Consider the following 16135-nt stretch of genomic DNA (forward strand, 5'->3'; position numbering starts at 1 on the left):
ATGAGACGTATTATTTCCGTACTGATTGAAAACGCCCCGGGTGCTCTGTCACGGGTGGTGGGGTTGTTCTCCCAGCGAGGGTACAACATCGAGACGTTGACCGTGGCGCCCACCGAGGACGAGACCCTGTCGCGTCTGACGCTGACCACGATCGGCGACGACCACAAGATCGAGCAGATCACCAAGCACCTGAACAAGCTGATTGACGTGGTCAAGCTGGTGGATCTGACCGAGGGCGCTCACATTGAGCGGGAGCTGATGTTGGTCAAGGTCAAGGCTTCCGGCGCTCAGCGGGCCGAGGTCAAACGCTGCGTGGATATTTTCCGCGGGCAGATTGTGGATGTCACCAGTGTTCTGTATGTCATCCAGATCAGCGGCACCAGTGACAAACTCGACGCTTTCCTGCAGGCCGTGGGCGAAGCCTCCATTCTGGAAGTCGTGCGCTCGGGCGTTTCCGGCATCTCCCGTGGGGAGAAGGTGCTCAGCCTTTAAGCCTCACTTTTTTCAGAGCCAAGGATGGCGAGGCATTTCAGTGAAATGGCTGACTAACATGGGCCTCCCTCCGGAATGTTTATGGGTTGTTCTCCCCGAGCTTTTCTTTCTCGCCAGCTTCCCCTCGTAAAATTTGGTTGACGACCGATAAACTTGAAGTTAGACTTAATGTAATCGGTTACAAGTTGAGCCGATAAAATAATGCAGTATAAAAGTGCTTTTATGTACAGAAAGTTATGCGCTGGGCAATTTTGCGCTTATTATGTAACCGGTTACTAAAGGTAACTGCTCGTTCCTGCGCACGTTACCAGAGGCACAATAATAATCGAGGTGAAAGATGACAATCAGAAAGTACCTTAGCATTCTATTCAAGTTTGCTTGTGTGAGCAGTCTAGTGAGTATGCTTGTCGCCTGTGGCGGAGAGGCAAGGCTCAACAACGAAACCGTTGAATATACCCCGGAAGAGCGCCCGTTGGGTGTTCTGGCTGGCGATGATAAGGAGGTCAAACCGGGTGATTCCGTCACTTTGGAAGGTCGCTTGGTGGGCACCGTGGAGGACGAGAGCGTGCTCTGGACGCAAGTGCAGGGCCCGGACATTCAAGTAGACGATGCTGCATGGGGTGAACCCTCGCTAACGTTTGAAGCCCCCATGGTTGAAGGGGTCGCCTCCCTGACGTTCAAGATAGAGGCGGTAGATGCCGATGGTACCGTAATTGCCGGGGAAAACGGCAATCCACTCGTCGATGAAGTCGAAATTGTCGTCTTTGATCCGAATGCCGTGCTCTTTTTTGAAGTGGAAGATACCAGCGTCGCGACGCTCAGTGGTGTAAGCCTGGTAACCAAAGGTGAAGAAGCCTATATACCTGACGCTTCGGGAGAAATGCACACCGCTGATATTGAGCCTGGAAGCTCTGTGGATTACACCCTGAACTTTCCGATGACTAAAGAAGGTGAGGATGTTACCGCAGAGCCGGGGTTTTATACCTTGTATGTGGTGTATGCGATTCCGTCGGATTATGGCGGTAAACAGGGCAAAGTCACGGTGAATGGGCAAGAGTTTACGGGTGATTTCAAAGCTACGGGTCTCTGGGAGGAGTTCCGAGCGGGTGTGGTCGAAATGGTGGAAGGTGACAATAGCGTTGCAGTCGGAGGTGGCTGGAACTACTACCGTATTGACTATATATACATGGTTCCGTCGGCAGAGGCTCCCCCCGAGCCGGAGCCCGAACCTGAGCCTGAGCTGGGAGACGTTTTCGGTGCAGGCTTGTACGAGGGTTTTGAGCCGAGCCTTTCGGGTTGGGAAGTGCAAATTGGCTGGTCTCCAGTTGACGGCGGAGCCGTGACCACTGACTGGGCAACAATGGGCCTGAACGCACTGACGTTTGAACGCGACTTGAGTGCCGAGGATAGTCCGAGCAATGTCGTATTCCAAACCTACCCGGAAGAGGGGTTGGACGTCAGCGGCGCCGACACCCTCTCGCTGGATCTGGGCGTCGTCGATGCCGGCCCGAATGTCATGGCGAAGCTGTGGGTGAAGCATGGCGAATCCCAGGAGTGGGCAGATGCGGGTGCCGTAGCTGTCGACGGCGGTGTCACGCTCTCAATAGACGTTTCTTCCTATGAAATGCTCGCCGGTTACGGTGTGGAGATCACCGGCTTTGATCCCACCAGTGCCAATGCAGTGTTCTACCTGGACGGGGTCAAGTTCTTTGATGCCGACGACGGGCTCGTGATCTTTGAGAGCTTTGAGCCTGACACCAGTGGCTGGCACGGTCAGCTTGACTGGACAAACACACCGTCAATTACCACTACGTCGTCCTGGTCAGCCAGCGGTAATCGGGCCCTCGCCTATGTGCCGAACCTGACCGATGGCCCATCGAGCGCGGTGATGCAGGTTTATCCCACTGACGGACTGGATGTATCAGGTGCTAGCACGCTGACGCTGAGTGTCGACACCAGTAATCTGGGGGATGGCGTTTCCGCCAAACTTTGGGTAAAGCATGGCGAGGCTCAAGAGTGGGCCGACGCCGGTGCGGTTAGCGCTCAGGGTGAGCTTTCTATCGATGTGTCCAATTACGATCTGTTGGCGGGGATGGGTGTCGAGTTCACCGGCTTTGATTCATCGAGTACTGATGGGCAATTTCTGATTGACAGCGTGAAGCTGGACGGCGCGCTTCTCTATGACTTTGAAGGGGCCGGCAGCTGGGAATTTCAGTCCGATTGGGCACCAGTGCCGGGCGCCGCACGTATTTCGACTGAGTGGTCAACCGAAGGGGCCCACTCTCTTGTCGGAGTTTCCCCGGCCGGGAGTTCCGCAAGCAGCGTAGTGCTTCAGGTCTACCCGGAGAATGGAATCACTCTAACCGACGATTTGACGATGTTGCATGTCTCTGTGGGCGTGATAGATGCCGGTGACCTGGTGACCGCCAAGCTCTGGCGTAAGGATAAAGATGGCGTCTGGAAGGACGGCGGACCTGTTGAGCTGGACGGATTGTCAACCGATCTGGAAGTCGATATCTCGGGCCTCGGATCGATTCAAGGTCTGGGGGTTCAATTTGAAAATATCGGCGACTCCTCAACCGAAAGCCGCTTCTTCCTGGATAACGTAAGGTTCAGTCAATGACGGTGTGATTTCCAGCGGTGAAACCGCTGGAAATCAACACAGCGCAGTTACGTTAGTGAGTAGTTGGTGAATGTCCCGGCATGCAAGGTGACATTACCGGCAAAACAATAAAGACAAGTGCTAAGGGGGACAATCATGTCTTTCCATAAAGAAAATCTCAAAAAAACCATCCTGTCCACGGCGATAGGCGTATTCGCATCATCTATGGTCTCTACGGCCATCGCGCAAGACAACGCTGAAGAATCCATGGTTCTTGAAGAGGTGGTGGTTACGGGTATTCGCCAGTCGCTGGCTCGCTCAATGGACATTAAACGAAATGCTGGGTCCGTGGTGGATGCGATTACCGCGACAGATATTGGTAAGCTGCCCGATGCGACGATTGCGGATTCCTTGCAGAGAATTCCAGGCGTTCAGATTACCCGTTCTGCTGGTGAAGGGGCGGGTGTCAACATTCGGGGTAAGGGCAATATCACAACAACCTTGAACGGCGAGCAGATGCTTCCCGCTGGCTCCATTACCACGACATCGCCTGATTTTGCCGACATTCCGGCCACAATGGTGTCGGGGATAGAGGTCTACAAGTCCGCCGAAGCCAAGCATTTGGTCAGTGGGTTGGCCGGCACCATTAACCTGAAAACGCACCGCCCGTTCGATCTTGATGATGGGTGGACTGCATCGGTAAAGGGCGAGGTTACGCGTGATTCTCTGGCGGAAGAGAACGATCCGCTTCTGTCCGGCTTCGTAGGGTTTAACAACGACGATCGGTTTGGGGCGACGCTCAATCTTTCTTACAGTGACTCCTATCTGGCTGACTATCAGTCCGGCCGTTCTGGTAGTTGGTGGCAGTTTAATGCGACGGAAGCTTCCAACTTTGTCCAGGATGGCGTTGATGTAAACGGCGATGGTGATAGCAATGACGTATTCTGGGCTCCGCAAGGGTTTCAGGTATCCAATCGGTTCGTTGATCGGGAGCGAGCGGGCGTCAATGGTTCGGTTCAGCTTCAGATAACCGATTCGCTCAGTTTGGTGGCGGAGGGCTTCTACACCAAGCTTGATGAGCACCAATACGGTGCTGGACTGGTGGCCTCACAGTCCTGGCAGAGTGTAACCGGTTGGTTCACGCCTGATGCCGGGGGCTACTCCTCCTATCCCAATATCGTAGATGGCGAACGCATTGAGGGAAGCACCTACAATACGGTTCATGCTGGGACTTACCAAGCAAGGCGGGTGATGGCCCACAGTGACACTTGGGCGATTGAAAAAGAAGCCGTCAACACCAACGTCGAGCTCAATTACGACAATTCTGATCGGCTTAGAGCGAGCCTACGCTGGGTCCATGGGGATGCGGTTAACAACGACTCAACCAGTGTCGTGGACGCCTATATGAACTCTGGCGCCCAAAGTGGAGCTGAATACGTCGATGTCGGAGGGGAGCGCATCAGTGATGTCAACCCTTGGGGATATCAAGGTCAGTGGGCGGAGCTTCCTGATGGTACGCCGGTGGTGGGCTCTCACAGTCAGATACCGATTCATATCAGCGAAGATCAGTCGGGTCAACACTGGACGCTTCCTTCTTTTCGTGTCGTTGATGATCTGGGAAGAGAGGGCTTCGAGCGGATGGGGAGCAACCTGGACCGCTATAGCCTGACATCGACTAACTTGACTGGCAACGATAGTAACGCGGACCTGGATGTTGTCCGGACGGATATTTCCTACGACTTGAATATTGCAAATATCTCGCAGGTACATTTCGGTGCCCGCTATGGTGTGCGGAATGTTCAACGGCGTGGATGGATAGGTGCGGTTGCAAGAACCAATCAGTACGGTGACGCATTCTTGTCGCGCTGGAAAGATACCGCGAGTGCTGCTCCAGAGACCGGCGAATCCTTCATTGAGCCAATTTCGTTCTCTGAGCTGAACACTCAGGGCATGATCACAAGAGTCAGTGACTTCCATGGCGCTGAGGGGTTGGGCTCCTTATGGTTTGTTGATCCCAAAGCAATGAAAAATCCACTGCAGTGGCATGATGACATTTACGGGGTAAACCTACAGGTCCCCAATGCCTCTGCGATCTATGACATCGAGGAGATTACCGAGTCCGCTTACATTCAAGCCGATTTGGAGGGGGATATCTTCGGTATCACCTATGTCGGGAACATTGGAGGTCGCTATATACAAACCGACTTTGACATCCTCCAGAGTGAAGCGCTGGATGGCGAAGTAGCCAATTTCAATGGCCAGGATTACATTATTTCCAGCGCATTGGGGGTGCTTCAGCCCGATGACGGAAAGGTTCGAACCCAAACCGGTTATCAGGATTTTCTGCCGCACTTTAATATGGCATTTGACCTGACTCCCAACCAGGTTCTGCGTATCTCTGCCTCCAAAACCGTTTCTACCCACAATACCGACATGCTGGGCGGTGGTCTCACCGTCAATCGTATTCTGGCTTGTGATGTAGAAGACGATGAAGGCAATGCGGTGTTCTGTGCGACGGGCGGAAACCAGTCAGGAAACCCTGAGCTGGAACCGAATCGGAATACAAACGCCGAAATGTCCTATGAGTGGTACTTCAGTGAAACGGGGCTACTCCACGCTGGTATCTTCTGGGTACAAGAGAACACCAGCTTTGAAACGACGTTGGTCGAGCGAGATGATATTGAAGACAGTGATGGCGTAGTTCGTGGGTACGACCTGGAAACGGGTGAATTCACTGGAACCGTCCCCATTTCAACCACCACGACCGTTGAAGAGCCTACTTACACTCGAGGGCTTGAGGTGGGCTATCAGCAGGAACTGGATTTTCTGCCTGGGTTCTGGAGGAACTTCGGTATTCAAGCCAACTATACCTACTCTCCGGGCAAGGGCAATGATCTTGACTACTTCGGTGACGATCTCCCCAATGGTGGCAACTCCGCGCACCAGTCGAACCTGGCCATCTGGTATGAGGAAGGTCCTTGGCAGGCGCGTATCGCCCACAACTATCGTAGCAAGATGTATGGCGGTGTCCTCAGAAGTGGTGGATATAGTTTCGCCCGGTTTACCGCGCCGACAAACTATGTTGATGCGTCTATGAGCTACGAGATTTCGGATAACTTCAAGATCAGCCTGCAGGCAACCAACTTGACCGAGGAAGGCTCAGAACAGTATTTCCAGTGGGAATCGAATGTTGAGCAGCGGTACTACAACGGTCGCCGAGTGACGCTTGGCCTTCAGTGGGACCTTTAACAGGTCCCCAGTCAATTTGTCAGGGCTATTTATAAAAAAGATAAGGTGAAACGCTATGTTTAAATATAATTTTTACGCCACAGTCATTCTGGCATCCTCTCTTGGCATTTCGGGGTGCGGTAGTGACGCTGTTGAAAATGACCCCAGCACCAGTCAGAGCAATCCAGAAGAGTCGCTAACGTATGTTCAGATCGAGGGACTGGATTACCCCTACTGTACAGAGTCGGAGACGTCGGTCGATCCAGATGGCGATGGTTGGGGGCGGCAGGTAATTGGACAGATGGAAAAAACCTGCGTCGTCGAGAAAGGTGACATTGATCCCAACGCCACTACCGTGGAAAAACTGGATGTTGCGGAGAACCTGGTCAATGAAAATGCCACTGAAACGACCAAGGTGGTTTACAGCTACCTAAGAAGTGTTTTCGGAAAGCTGGTGTTGTCAGGCCAACAGGATCTGACATGGAAAGATTCTACCGACATGTTTCAGCGAGTAGTCAACGACACTGGTCTCGCGCCGGCAATTATGGGCTACGATTTCATGAACTACACCATGGCTGACGGAGAGGCCGGGTCTGGATTGATGCAGACCGAAGAGGCAATCGCGCACTGGGAACTGGGTGGTCTGGTAACGTTCAATTGGCACTGGCGGGACCCGTCTGGAGATACGTCGGAGTTCTATACTGATTCTACCGATTTCAGAATACCAATGGATGGTGAACAACTCGATAGGGAATCTGAAGCGTTCGCCAGTATGGAAGCCGATGTCGACGTTATCGCGGAAGAGTTGAAGACTCTTCAAGAAGCTGGTGTGCCCATTCTGTGGCGCCCGCTGCATGAAGCCTCAGGCGGCTGGTTCTGGTGGGGGGCAACCAGAGATGATTCGGTCCATCCCGCGGAGGCGCAGATTGCATTGTGGAAGTATTTGTACGATCGGCTAACCAACGAGCACGAGCTGAACAACCTGATTTGGGTGTGGAATGGCGCCTCAGGGGGCTGGTATCCGGGCGATCAGTACGTGGATATCATCGGTGAAGACATTTATGGGGAGGCGCAAGATTATGGCTCCAAACTCGCCAAGTTCAACGAAGCCGTCGACTACCCGGACAGCGAAGACAAGATGGTTGCCTTGACAGAAAATGGCACGATTCCTCATCCGGATAACATTCAGGAGGATGGCGCCTGGTGGCTTTATTTCGTGACCTGGAATGACGGGAATAGCGAGGAAGGCGTTACCAATAGCGATAACTTCTGGACCGGTGAGTACTACAATGAAAATGCTCATAAAGTTGAGGTTTATAACCATGAGCTGGTAGTTACTCTGGATGAGCTTCCAGACTTCCACGGCGATAACTGATCGTTAAGGTGTTGTGCCCCCGCCTGATCATCAAGGCGGGGGCTTTTAGTGTCAGGCACTCGAACAATGAAAAAATGAAGTTTGAATCAAAGGAAAAGTTGTGATTTAGTAGCTGATTCAATTGGTTTATAAAGGAGCAAGTTTCAAACTAAATTTATCTAAAAAGGTTGAAATTATGTTTCGTCCCGTCTTTTTCAAGGTTCTTTTTTCTTTACTTATAGTTTTTCCTTTTGGGTCCTTGGCTTTCGGCTATCCTCCGTGTAGCAATGGTTCTGATCCGGATGGAGATGGCTGGGGGTGGGAGAACGATGAGTCGTGTAAGGTATATCCATCCTGCTCTTCGCAAGCTTCCGATCCAGATGGTGATAACTGGGGCTCTGAGAACGGTTCCACATGTGTTGTTTTTCAAACCTGCAGTAGTCGAAGTGTTGATCCAAACAATGATAGTTGGGGGTGGGAAAATGGAGAGTCTTGTAGTGTGCATGGGCACTTTCGAGATGGAAGTCTATCCAACAGATATGCGGACCAACAGACCAAAAATGTTTATTCTTACCTGAAGGGTTTGCCGGATGGAAAAAGCAATCGAGTGATGTCAGGTGCCTTCGGAGGCTATTCGGGAATTACAGGGTCCGATGCTTTTAGTCTATCCGAGTCAGATGAAATATACTCCTGGACTGGCCAGAGGCCCAAGATATACGCGTGTGATTATGCGCAAGGCTGGAGCACCGCACAGAATCCAACGGACTTGATAGACTACAGCTGCAACAACACATTGAAAGAGCTGTTCAATAAGGAGGGGGGGCTGGTGCAGATCAGCAATCATTTACCTAGCCCTGTTCCAGGCAATGGTGGCGGTCTTAATGATCAAATCCAGAACTCGGAGTACGCCAAGATCCTGGAGGAGGGCCATGCTATACGGAGCCGTTGGCTGTCTATATTGGATGAAGTTGCGGCGGGGCTTATGGATCTTCAAGATGCTGGGGTTACTGTTATCTATCGTCCGCTCCATGAAATGAATGGTGAATGGTTCTGGTGGGGGAATACTGGATACAACGCGAATGACGCCGCTCGCAGAGATTTGTACAAGTTGGTGTATGCCGACATGTTTAATTACTTTACCAATGTCAAGGGCCTCAATAACTTGATTTGGGTGTACTCTCCAGACGCAAAGAGAGACTTTAAGCTCGAGTTTTATCCAGGTTATCAAATAGTTGACGTTGTCGGACTGGATGTTTACACCGATAGCCCGACAGATTCCGATGTGATTTCTGGGTATAACCTGCTGACAGGGTTGGGAAAGCCGTTTTCCTTCGCGGAAATTGGCCCTGATACTGCGACCCAGGGAAACTATGATTATAAGAGTCTCATTGAGGCAATCAGTTCTCACTATCCAGAGACGACTTACTTTTTGGCGTGGAACAGCGTCTGGAGTCCAACAGAGAATGTTGGCCCTTGGTACCTTTATAACGACGACTGGACGTTAAACCTGGGAGAGAACTAGAGATCCCGTTCTTGGTGAGGAGAGCGGTCCACCCCGAAAGTTCCTCGCAGGAGTATTGATTTAAACGCATTGACTTTTGTCGCGCTAGTGCACCTTTTATGAAGCTGGTTCAGCTTCAAATGAGGAGGACCAAAATAAGCAAGCCGATCCAATGGCGGATACCGTTTACTTCTATTCATTGTTCTACCTTTTTATCGGGTTGGTTGCTATAAGCGATTTTTACCTGTCGAGTTGAGTGTAATTGGGGTTGCCATTAAAGTCAGCACCATTGGTTACTGGAACAGTCGGGTCAGGCCCCGCTCTTAGGAGAGCAGATTCGCCCAAGCCCTGGTGCCCGGTTTGATGCTCACATCGCCATTATAATGTCCCGGAATGGGTGCAAAGCGCAGGGCCGTTTTGACACCTGTTTCCGAGGAAAAGTATCCCCATACGGTCAACTGTTTGATCATCCGGTAGTAGGTGGCTTCGTTATCCTTTTCCAGGGACAGCAGAAACTGCTCGCGTTGCCCCGGTGTCAGCAAGAGCACGGTGGTGCTGAATTGTATTCCGCATTGGTCTTGTAGACGCGCGAGACCCTCCAGGAAAATTTGTTGTTCGGTTGCGGTATAGTAGCCACTCACCATTGTCTGCATGAAGGCGGCTATGCCAGCGGCTTTGGCGCCGGGAGAATCTTCGGTTTTGGGCAATATTGTTTCACCCAACTCGCTAAGTACCGCCAGCTCCTTGTCGGCCAGAACGGGGCGAACCGCTGCTGGCAGCGCGCCACCCAAAAAGGCCGTCGCGCCGAACACTTGCGTAGCGGATGCCAAGCCCAGAGCGCCCATCATCGTGTGTAATGCCTGTCTGCGATTCATGTCATCTCCTCAAATATTGCGCTTATTTAGTTGATCCACCGCGTAGTGCACAGCCCGGGCCGTCAGTGCCATATAGGTCAGCGACGGGTTCTGGCAAGCAGAGGAGGTCATGCTGGCCCCGTCGGTTACAAAAACGTTAGGAACGGCGTGAAGCTGATTGTGACCGTTGAGCATGGACGTTTTGGGGTCACGCCCCATTCGTGCGGTACCCATTTCGTGGATTGCCAGACCCGGAGCCTGCTCGCTGTCGAACGTCTTGACGTTCCTGAACCCCGCTTTTTCGAGCATTTCGGCGGCGCTGTCCCGAATGTCCCGGGTCATATGATGCTCGTTGTCGGAATAGTCACAGTCCATATCAAGCAGTGGCATACCCCACGCATCGGTCTGGTCATGGCTCAAGGTGACCTTGTTGTTAAAGCGTGGGAGAAACTCCCCCATGCCGGTCATGTTGATCCGCCACGGACCGACCTCGCTCATTTTCTGTTTGAAGTCGGCACCGAAAGGCGCATCATCTTCCTTTACGTTGCCCTGCTCACGATAGGCGCCCACTGAGTAGGAAAAACCTCCTATGTAGTGTTCCTGCTTATCATCAAAAATATTACGGAAACGAGGGAGATAGGTCCCGGTAGGCCGCCGGCCATAATAGTAACGGTCCTCCATACCGTCCACTTCCGCGCTCGCGCGGGCACGGTAGTTGTGGTCCATCAGGTAATGGCCCAGAACGCCACTATCGTTGCCTAACCCGTTCGGGAAACGCTCGGAAGTGGAGTTTTTCAGTATCAGCGTGGTGTTCAATGTGCTTGCATTTACGAAAATGATACGCGCGAAGTACTCGGTCACGGCTTTTGTTTCCGCATCGATCACCCGCACCCCGGTAGCGCGCTGGTTTTGTTCGTCATAGATGATGGAATGAACCACCGAGTGAGGGCGCATGGTCAGGTTGCCCGTGGCCGCTGCGGCTGGCAGCGTCACTCCGTTGCTGCTGAAATAGCCGGTGAACGGACAGCCTCGCGCGCACCGGGCGCGATACATGCAAGGCCCTCGCCCCATGTGGGGTTGGGACAGATTCGCAGTGCGGGACATTACCAGATGACGATTGGGGAACTGGTTTTCAATCGCCTTTTTGAAGTGTTTTTCCACGGCGTTCATTTCCATTGGTGGCAGGAACTCGCCATCCGGAATTTGCGGCAGACCATCACGGTTGCCGCTTATGCCGGCAAAGTTCTCCACATAGCTGTACCAGGGAGCGATGTCCCGGTAGCGGATAGGCCAGTCAACACCCACTCCATTGCGGGCGTTGCTCTCAAAATCAAAGTCGCTCCAGCGCTGAACCCAGCGAGCCCACATCAATGACTTGCCTCCGACCTGGTAACCGCGAATCCAGTCAAACGGCTTACTTTGCCGGTAGGGGTGCTCCTGATCCTTCACGAAATGGTGTTCGGTGGCCTGATTGACGGCATAGCAGCGAGACAGTACCGGATTGGCAGCGCGAAATTCCGCCGACATCTCACCAAACAAAGGCAGATCCCAAGCCTCCTTGTGGGCGGTAGGATAATCTTCAATGTGCTCGATATGCCCGCCGCGCTCCAGTACCAGCGTCTGGAGACCTTTTTCGCACAACTCTTTTGCGGCCCATCCCCCGGAAATGCCGGAACCGATGACTATTGCATCGTACGATTGGGGCTGCGCCCCCGAGCCTGGAATGGTCGCGCTGACCTTGGTTGTTGCCATAACCACACCTTACCTTTATTGATCGATTTCGGGGCAATCTGCCCCCGTCGAAGGGGCATTATTACTCAACTCTACGCCAAATGAAACCGGTTGCATGGCCAAAGTTTGATCGTTAGACTGTCGAAACCAATCAAAAGCGACAACAAAGTGAGGATTTATGGACCGGATACCGCCAGGACGACGTCAGTTTCTGCAACTCGCCGCCTCTTTGGGCGCGGCGGTGACTGCGGCTTCTGCCCTGCCCGGATGCGCAAATATGTTCGGCAGGCGCAGTACCTTCGATATTTCCCTGGCGCAGTGGTCCCTCCATCGCCGCTTTCTTGGTGGGGACGCCGACCCCATGGACTTCTCGGCGATCGCTCGCCAGGAGTTTGACATTGGGGGCGTGGAGTACGTCAACCAGTTTTACAAAGAGAGCCTATCCGATGCGTTGGTTCGGGATCTGCGCCGCCGGGCAGAGAGCGAGGGAGTGCGCAGTCTGTTGATCATGGTTGACGGCGAAGGGGCCCTGGGAGCCCCCAGCGAAGCCGGCCGGCGACAGACCGTCGAGAACCATAAAAAGTGGGTCGACGCCGCTAGCGCTTTGGGCTGCCACTCCGTCCGGGTGAACGCCCAGAGCGAAGGCAGTTACGAAGAGCAGCGCCGCCGCGCCGCAGATGGCTTGGTAAAGCTCGCCGAATATTGCGACCCGCTGGACCTGAACGTGCTGGTGGAAAACCACGGCGGCCTGTCATCCAATGGCCGCTGGCTCAGTCAGGTAATGGAGGCTGCCAATCATCCGCGCGTGGGCACTCTGCCCGACTTTGGTAACTTTGTGATTGACTGGGACACTGGCGACGCATATGACAAATATCAGGGCGTGCGAGAGATGATGCCTTATGCCAAAGCGGTGAGCGCTAAAAGCTATGCGTTTGATGGCGCAGGCCGTGAAACCAGCATCGATTTTGAGCGTATGATGGATATCGTCATGGCCGCGGGTTATGGCGGCTGGGTTGGTGTGGAGTACGAGGGTGACAAACACTCGGAAGCGGAAGGGATTGCTTTGACGCGGGATTTATTGCTGTCAATCTCAAACAGCTTAAGTGTCTAATGCTTCTGAACGCGGCGAGCAGGTTGTCAACGATTAGAGAGGCACTATGGAACCTGCTGCCAAAGCGCGGCAACGATCGGGCTTTTCAGTCGCTTCTGTAGAACACAGATGCCGGTTTCAAACGGGCCCATATCCGGTTGGTCGGGGAGCAGCGCCACGCGATCCCTGAGCGGGCTGTTTTCCAGCACAATCCGGGGCACCAGGCCCACCCCAAAGCCGAGGCTGACCATGCTGACAATCGCCTCATTGCCCTTCACCTCGGCATAGATGTCCGGGGTCAGGTTCTGGTTGCGGCACCACAGGTTGAAGCGCTCCCGCGCCAGACCCTCTTCGGAAATGATCATCGGCCACTGGGGCCAGCTTTTCCTGTCCCGCAGTGCGCTGGGCATCAGATCGCGATTTTTCGGTGCGATAAATACCAGAGGAGACTGGGCGATGGGTTTGAATTCCACGTTGGCCGGCAGCTTGTCGGGGCGGGCGGCAATGGCGATATCCTCCTGTCCGCTGGTCACTCTTTCAATGGCCTGGGCCGGGTCCCCTGTGTGCAGCTTGATCGCAATGCCCGGGTGGTTGACGCGAAATTCGGCCAGCAGGTCATACAGAAAGCTGTAGCTGGCGGTGACCGAGCAGTAAATGCTCAGCTGGCCCTTGAGTTTGTGGCGGCTCTGGTGCAGAGAGTCCTGAAAGGTTTCCCATTGTTGAAGCGTCTCCCTCGCCAGCTGCAGAAAGCGCTCGCCCTCGGGTGTCAGTGCCACCGAGCGATTATCTCTTTCCATCAGGACGGTACCCAACTCCTCCTCCAGCTGTTTCAGGTTGCGACTGATGGTGGAGGGGCTGACATGGCACTGGGTCGCCGCACGGCCAAAATGGCGGCAGTCCGCCAGGGTGATATAGAGACGCAGTTTGTAGGGGTCCATGGGTAGAGGGCTCTCTAGTTTATCCGCTGATGGCTCCATGTTGCAGAATCAGCAATACAAGGTTGCGAATATATCATTTTACGTTACGTGTGTTTTTGCTTAAACTGCCGCTCTTTCCCCGATTCCCCAACATTTTCAGCGACCAAGCTGATTCAGGAGGCTATATGCACGTTTATTACGACAAAGATTGTGACCTGTCCATCATCCAGGGCAAGAAAGTGGCGATTCTGGGCTACGGCTCCCAGGGGCACGCTCACGCCAACAACCTGAAGGAGTCCGGCGTTGAGGTCGTGGTCGGCCTGCGCGAAGGCTCCGGCTCCGTTGCCAAGGCCGAGGGCGCGGGTCTGACGGTGGCCAATGTGGCGGATGCGGTCAAAAGCGCTGATGTGATCATGGTGCTCACGCCCGATGAGTTCCAGTCGCACCTGTACAAGAATGAAATCGAGCCCAATCTGAAGCAGGGCGCGACCCTGGCATTTGCCCACGGCTTCTCCATCCACTACAACCAGGTTGTGCCCCGCCAGGATCTGGACGTGATCATGATCGCGCCCAAGGCGCCCGGCCACACCGTGCGCACCGAGTTTGTCAAAGGTGGCGGCATCCCCGACCTGATCGCCGTTTTCCAGGATGCGTCCGGCAAAGCCAAAGACGTGGCACTGTCCTATGCCAGCGCCATTGGTGGCGGTCGCACCGGCATTATCGAAACCACCTTCAAAGACGAGACTGAAACCGACCTGTTCGGCGAGCAGGCGGTACTCTGTGGTGGTACGGTCGAGCTGGTCAAGGCGGCGTTTGAAACCCTGACTGACGCCGGTTACGAGCCCGAGATGGCCTATTTCGAGTGTCTGCACGAGCTCAAGTTGATTGTCGACCTGATGTACGAGGGCGGCATTGCCGATATGAATTACTCCATTTCCAACAATGCCGAGTACGGTGAGTATGTGACCGGCCCTCAGGTCATCAACGACCAGTCCCGCGAAGCCATGCGCCAGGCCCTGAAAAACATTCAGACCGGCGAGTACGCCAAGCGCTTCATCAGCGAGGGCGATCTGAACTACCCGGAGATGACCGCTCGCCGTCGTCTGAACGCGGCTCACCCCATCGAGCAGGTGGGCGAGCGTCTGCGTGCCATGATGCCCTGGATCGGCTCCAACAAGATCATCGACAAGAGCAAGAACTGATCCTGAAAGCCTGCCCTCCCGTCGGGAGGGTCGCGCGCTTCGAAAGCCCGCCCGGGGTCACCCGGCGCGGGCTTTCGTGTACTATGGAGGGAGAATTCAAGCTGTGAGAGGTGACCATGAGCACTAAAGACAAGGACAACACCCGGTCTGAGGCGGAGGCGAGCGATGACAGCTTTCTCCCCTTTGGCGAGCATATAGAAGAAGTCTCGGAGAATGGGAAAAAGGTCCGGCACAAGGGGGTCTACTTTCTTCCCAACCTGTTTACTACGGGGGCGCTGTTTGCCGGCTTCTATGCCATTGTCTCGGCGATGCATGGCAATTTTGACGCAGCCGCCATCGCCATCTTTGTCGCAATGGGGCTGGACGGGCTGGATGGGCGAGTGGCCCGCATGACCAATACCTCCAGCGCCTTTGGCGAGCAGTACGACAGTCTGTCGGACATGGTGTCATTTGGCCTGGCTCCGGCACTGGTGATGTTCAGCTGGGGGCTCTCGGGTGTCGGAAAGCTCGGGTGGGCGGCGGCTTTTGTCTTTGCCGCCTGTGCCGCCCTGCGTCTGGCGCGCTTCAACACCCAGATCGGGCAGGTGGACAAGAAGTACTTCGTCGGCCTGGCGAGCCCTCCTGCGGCGGCCATCATTGCCTCGATCGTCTGGTCCGGGCATGAGGGGGAGGTGGCCACACTCACAGCGGCCGCCGCCGCGCTGGTCACGGCCCTGGCGGGTCTGCTGATGGTCTCCAATGTGCGTTACTACAGTTTCAAGGACATCGACTTCCGTGGGCGGGTACCGTTCGTGGTCATGTTGGTGGTCATCGGGGTCTTTGTCGTCATCAGCCTCAATCCCCCGATTGTCCTTCTGTGCATGTCGGTCACCTATGGGCTCTCCGGGCCGGCCTTCTGGTTGTGGCAACGCCGCAAAACCCTTTTTCCGGAGTCGGCCAAGGCCGAGGCGGACGCTGAAAGCAACACTTCATCCTCGCCAGAGGTGGACGAACCGGTTAGTGAGCCCGCTGACAAGGCGTCCAAATCCACCTCGGGCGAGTCTGGAAAGTAGCTCGGGGACGGTCGCTGGAATCGTGCTCCGATCGACCCTGAGTACCAATGTCAAAAAAGTTTCAAAAAGCCCTTGCGCGGTCCGGTGTAGATCCGTATAGTTCGCCCTCTTC

Annotated in this window: 11 protein-coding genes; 8 read left to right on the plus strand and 3 right to left on the minus strand. The window is 54.2% G+C overall.

Features of this window, described 5'->3' with window-relative positions:
• The 5 genes from ilvN (at position 1) to AAE484_RS13760 (ending at position 9198) form a co-directional block, all read left to right on the plus strand.
• On the plus strand, positions 1-492 hold the full coding sequence (gene ilvN, locus AAE484_RS13740; RefSeq protein ID WP_341938978.1) for an acetolactate synthase small subunit: 492 nt from the start codon (positions 1-3) through the stop codon (positions 490-492).
• A gap of 400 nt (positions 493-892) precedes the next feature.
• Positions 893-3115 (plus strand): hypothetical protein, encoded by a 2223-nt coding sequence (locus AAE484_RS13745; protein ID WP_341938991.1) that lies wholly within the window; start codon positions 893-895, stop codon positions 3113-3115.
• 135 nt (positions 3116-3250) lie between these two features.
• Entirely contained in the window at positions 3251-6343 is a 3093-nt protein-coding gene (locus AAE484_RS13750) for a TonB-dependent receptor (protein WP_341938979.1), read from the plus strand.
• Between the two features lie 55 nt (positions 6344-6398).
• Positions 6399-7697, plus strand: a complete 1299-nt coding sequence (locus AAE484_RS13755) for a glycosyl hydrolase (protein ID WP_341938980.1) — start codon at positions 6399-6401, stop codon at positions 7695-7697.
• Between the two features lie 121 nt (positions 7698-7818).
• Entirely contained in the window at positions 7819-9198 is a 1380-nt protein-coding gene (locus AAE484_RS13760; RefSeq protein ID WP_341938981.1) for a glycosyl hydrolase, read from the plus strand.
• Between the two features lie 302 nt (positions 9199-9500).
• On the opposite strand, the gene AAE484_RS13765 is transcribed toward AAE484_RS13760, so the two are convergent.
• Together AAE484_RS13765 and AAE484_RS13770 are read right to left on the minus strand one after the other, a co-directional pair.
• Positions 9501-10052 (minus strand): gluconate 2-dehydrogenase subunit 3 family protein, encoded by a 552-nt coding sequence (locus tag AAE484_RS13765; RefSeq protein WP_341938982.1) that lies wholly within the window; start codon positions 10050-10052, stop codon positions 9501-9503.
• A 9-nt stretch (positions 10053-10061) separates the two neighbouring features.
• Positions 10062-11783 carry a GMC family oxidoreductase gene (locus tag AAE484_RS13770; RefSeq protein ID WP_341938983.1) on the minus strand — a complete coding sequence of 574 codons (1722 nt, stop codon included), beginning with the start codon at positions 11781-11783 and terminating at the stop codon, positions 10062-10064.
• A gap of 256 nt (positions 11784-12039) precedes the next feature.
• Here AAE484_RS13770 and AAE484_RS13775 point away from each other — a divergent pair, with 256 nt between their 5' ends.
• Entirely contained in the window at positions 12040-12873 is an 834-nt protein-coding gene (locus AAE484_RS13775) for a sugar phosphate isomerase/epimerase family protein (RefSeq protein WP_341938984.1), read from the plus strand.
• A gap of 44 nt (positions 12874-12917) precedes the next feature.
• Here AAE484_RS13775 and ilvY read toward each other — a convergent pair whose 3' ends face one another.
• A complete protein-coding gene (gene ilvY / locus AAE484_RS13780; protein ID WP_341938985.1) occupies positions 12918-13790 on the minus strand; it encodes an HTH-type transcriptional activator IlvY in 873 nt (290 codons plus the stop codon).
• A gap of 164 nt (positions 13791-13954) precedes the next feature.
• On the opposite strand from ilvY, the gene ilvC reads away from it, so the two are divergent.
• Both ilvC and pssA read left to right on the plus strand, forming a co-directional pair.
• On the plus strand, positions 13955-14971 hold the full coding sequence (ilvC, locus tag AAE484_RS13785; RefSeq protein WP_341938986.1) for a ketol-acid reductoisomerase: 1017 nt from the start codon (positions 13955-13957) through the stop codon (positions 14969-14971).
• A 116-nt stretch (positions 14972-15087) separates the two neighbouring features.
• The gene (gene pssA, locus AAE484_RS13790) at positions 15088-16023 is read left to right on the plus strand and encodes a CDP-diacylglycerol--serine O-phosphatidyltransferase (RefSeq protein ID WP_341938987.1); all 936 of its coding nucleotides are present in this window, start codon (positions 15088-15090) and stop codon (positions 16021-16023) included.
• Positions 16024-16135 lie beyond the last annotated feature (112 nt).

The organism is Marinimicrobium sp. C2-29, from assembly GCF_038419845.1.
Classification (GTDB): Bacteria; Pseudomonadota; Gammaproteobacteria; order Pseudomonadales; family Cellvibrionaceae; genus Marinimicrobium.

Excerpts from the sequence above, each read along its gene's own strand:
- AAE484_RS13770 (WP_341938983.1), bottom strand. The coding sequence starts at position 11,783 with ATGGCAACAACCAAGGTCAGCGCGACCATTCCAGGCTCGGGGGCGCAG.
- AAE484_RS13750 (WP_341938979.1), top strand. The coding sequence starts at position 3,251 with ATGTCTTTCCATAAAGAAAATCTCAAAAAAACCATCCTGTCCACGGCG.
- ilvN (WP_341938978.1), top strand. The coding sequence starts at position 1 with ATGAGACGTATTATTTCCGTACTGATTGAAAACGCCCCGGGTGCTCTG.
- AAE484_RS13765 (WP_341938982.1), bottom strand. The coding sequence starts at position 10,052 with ATGAATCGCAGACAGGCATTACACACGATGATGGGCGCTCTGGGCTTG.
- pssA (WP_341938987.1), top strand. The coding sequence starts at position 15,088 with ATGAGCACTAAAGACAAGGACAACACCCGGTCTGAGGCGGAGGCGAGC.
- AAE484_RS13745 (WP_341938991.1), top strand. The coding sequence starts at position 893 with ATGCTTGTCGCCTGTGGCGGAGAGGCAAGGCTCAACAACGAAACCGTT.
- AAE484_RS13775 (WP_341938984.1), top strand. The coding sequence starts at position 12,040 with ATGTTCGGCAGGCGCAGTACCTTCGATATTTCCCTGGCGCAGTGGTCC.
- ilvC (WP_341938986.1), top strand. The coding sequence starts at position 13,955 with ATGCACGTTTATTACGACAAAGATTGTGACCTGTCCATCATCCAGGGC.
- ilvY (WP_341938985.1), bottom strand. The coding sequence starts at position 13,790 with ATGGACCCCTACAAACTGCGTCTCTATATCACCCTGGCGGACTGCCGC.
- AAE484_RS13755 (WP_341938980.1), top strand. The coding sequence starts at position 6,399 with ATGTTTAAATATAATTTTTACGCCACAGTCATTCTGGCATCCTCTCTT.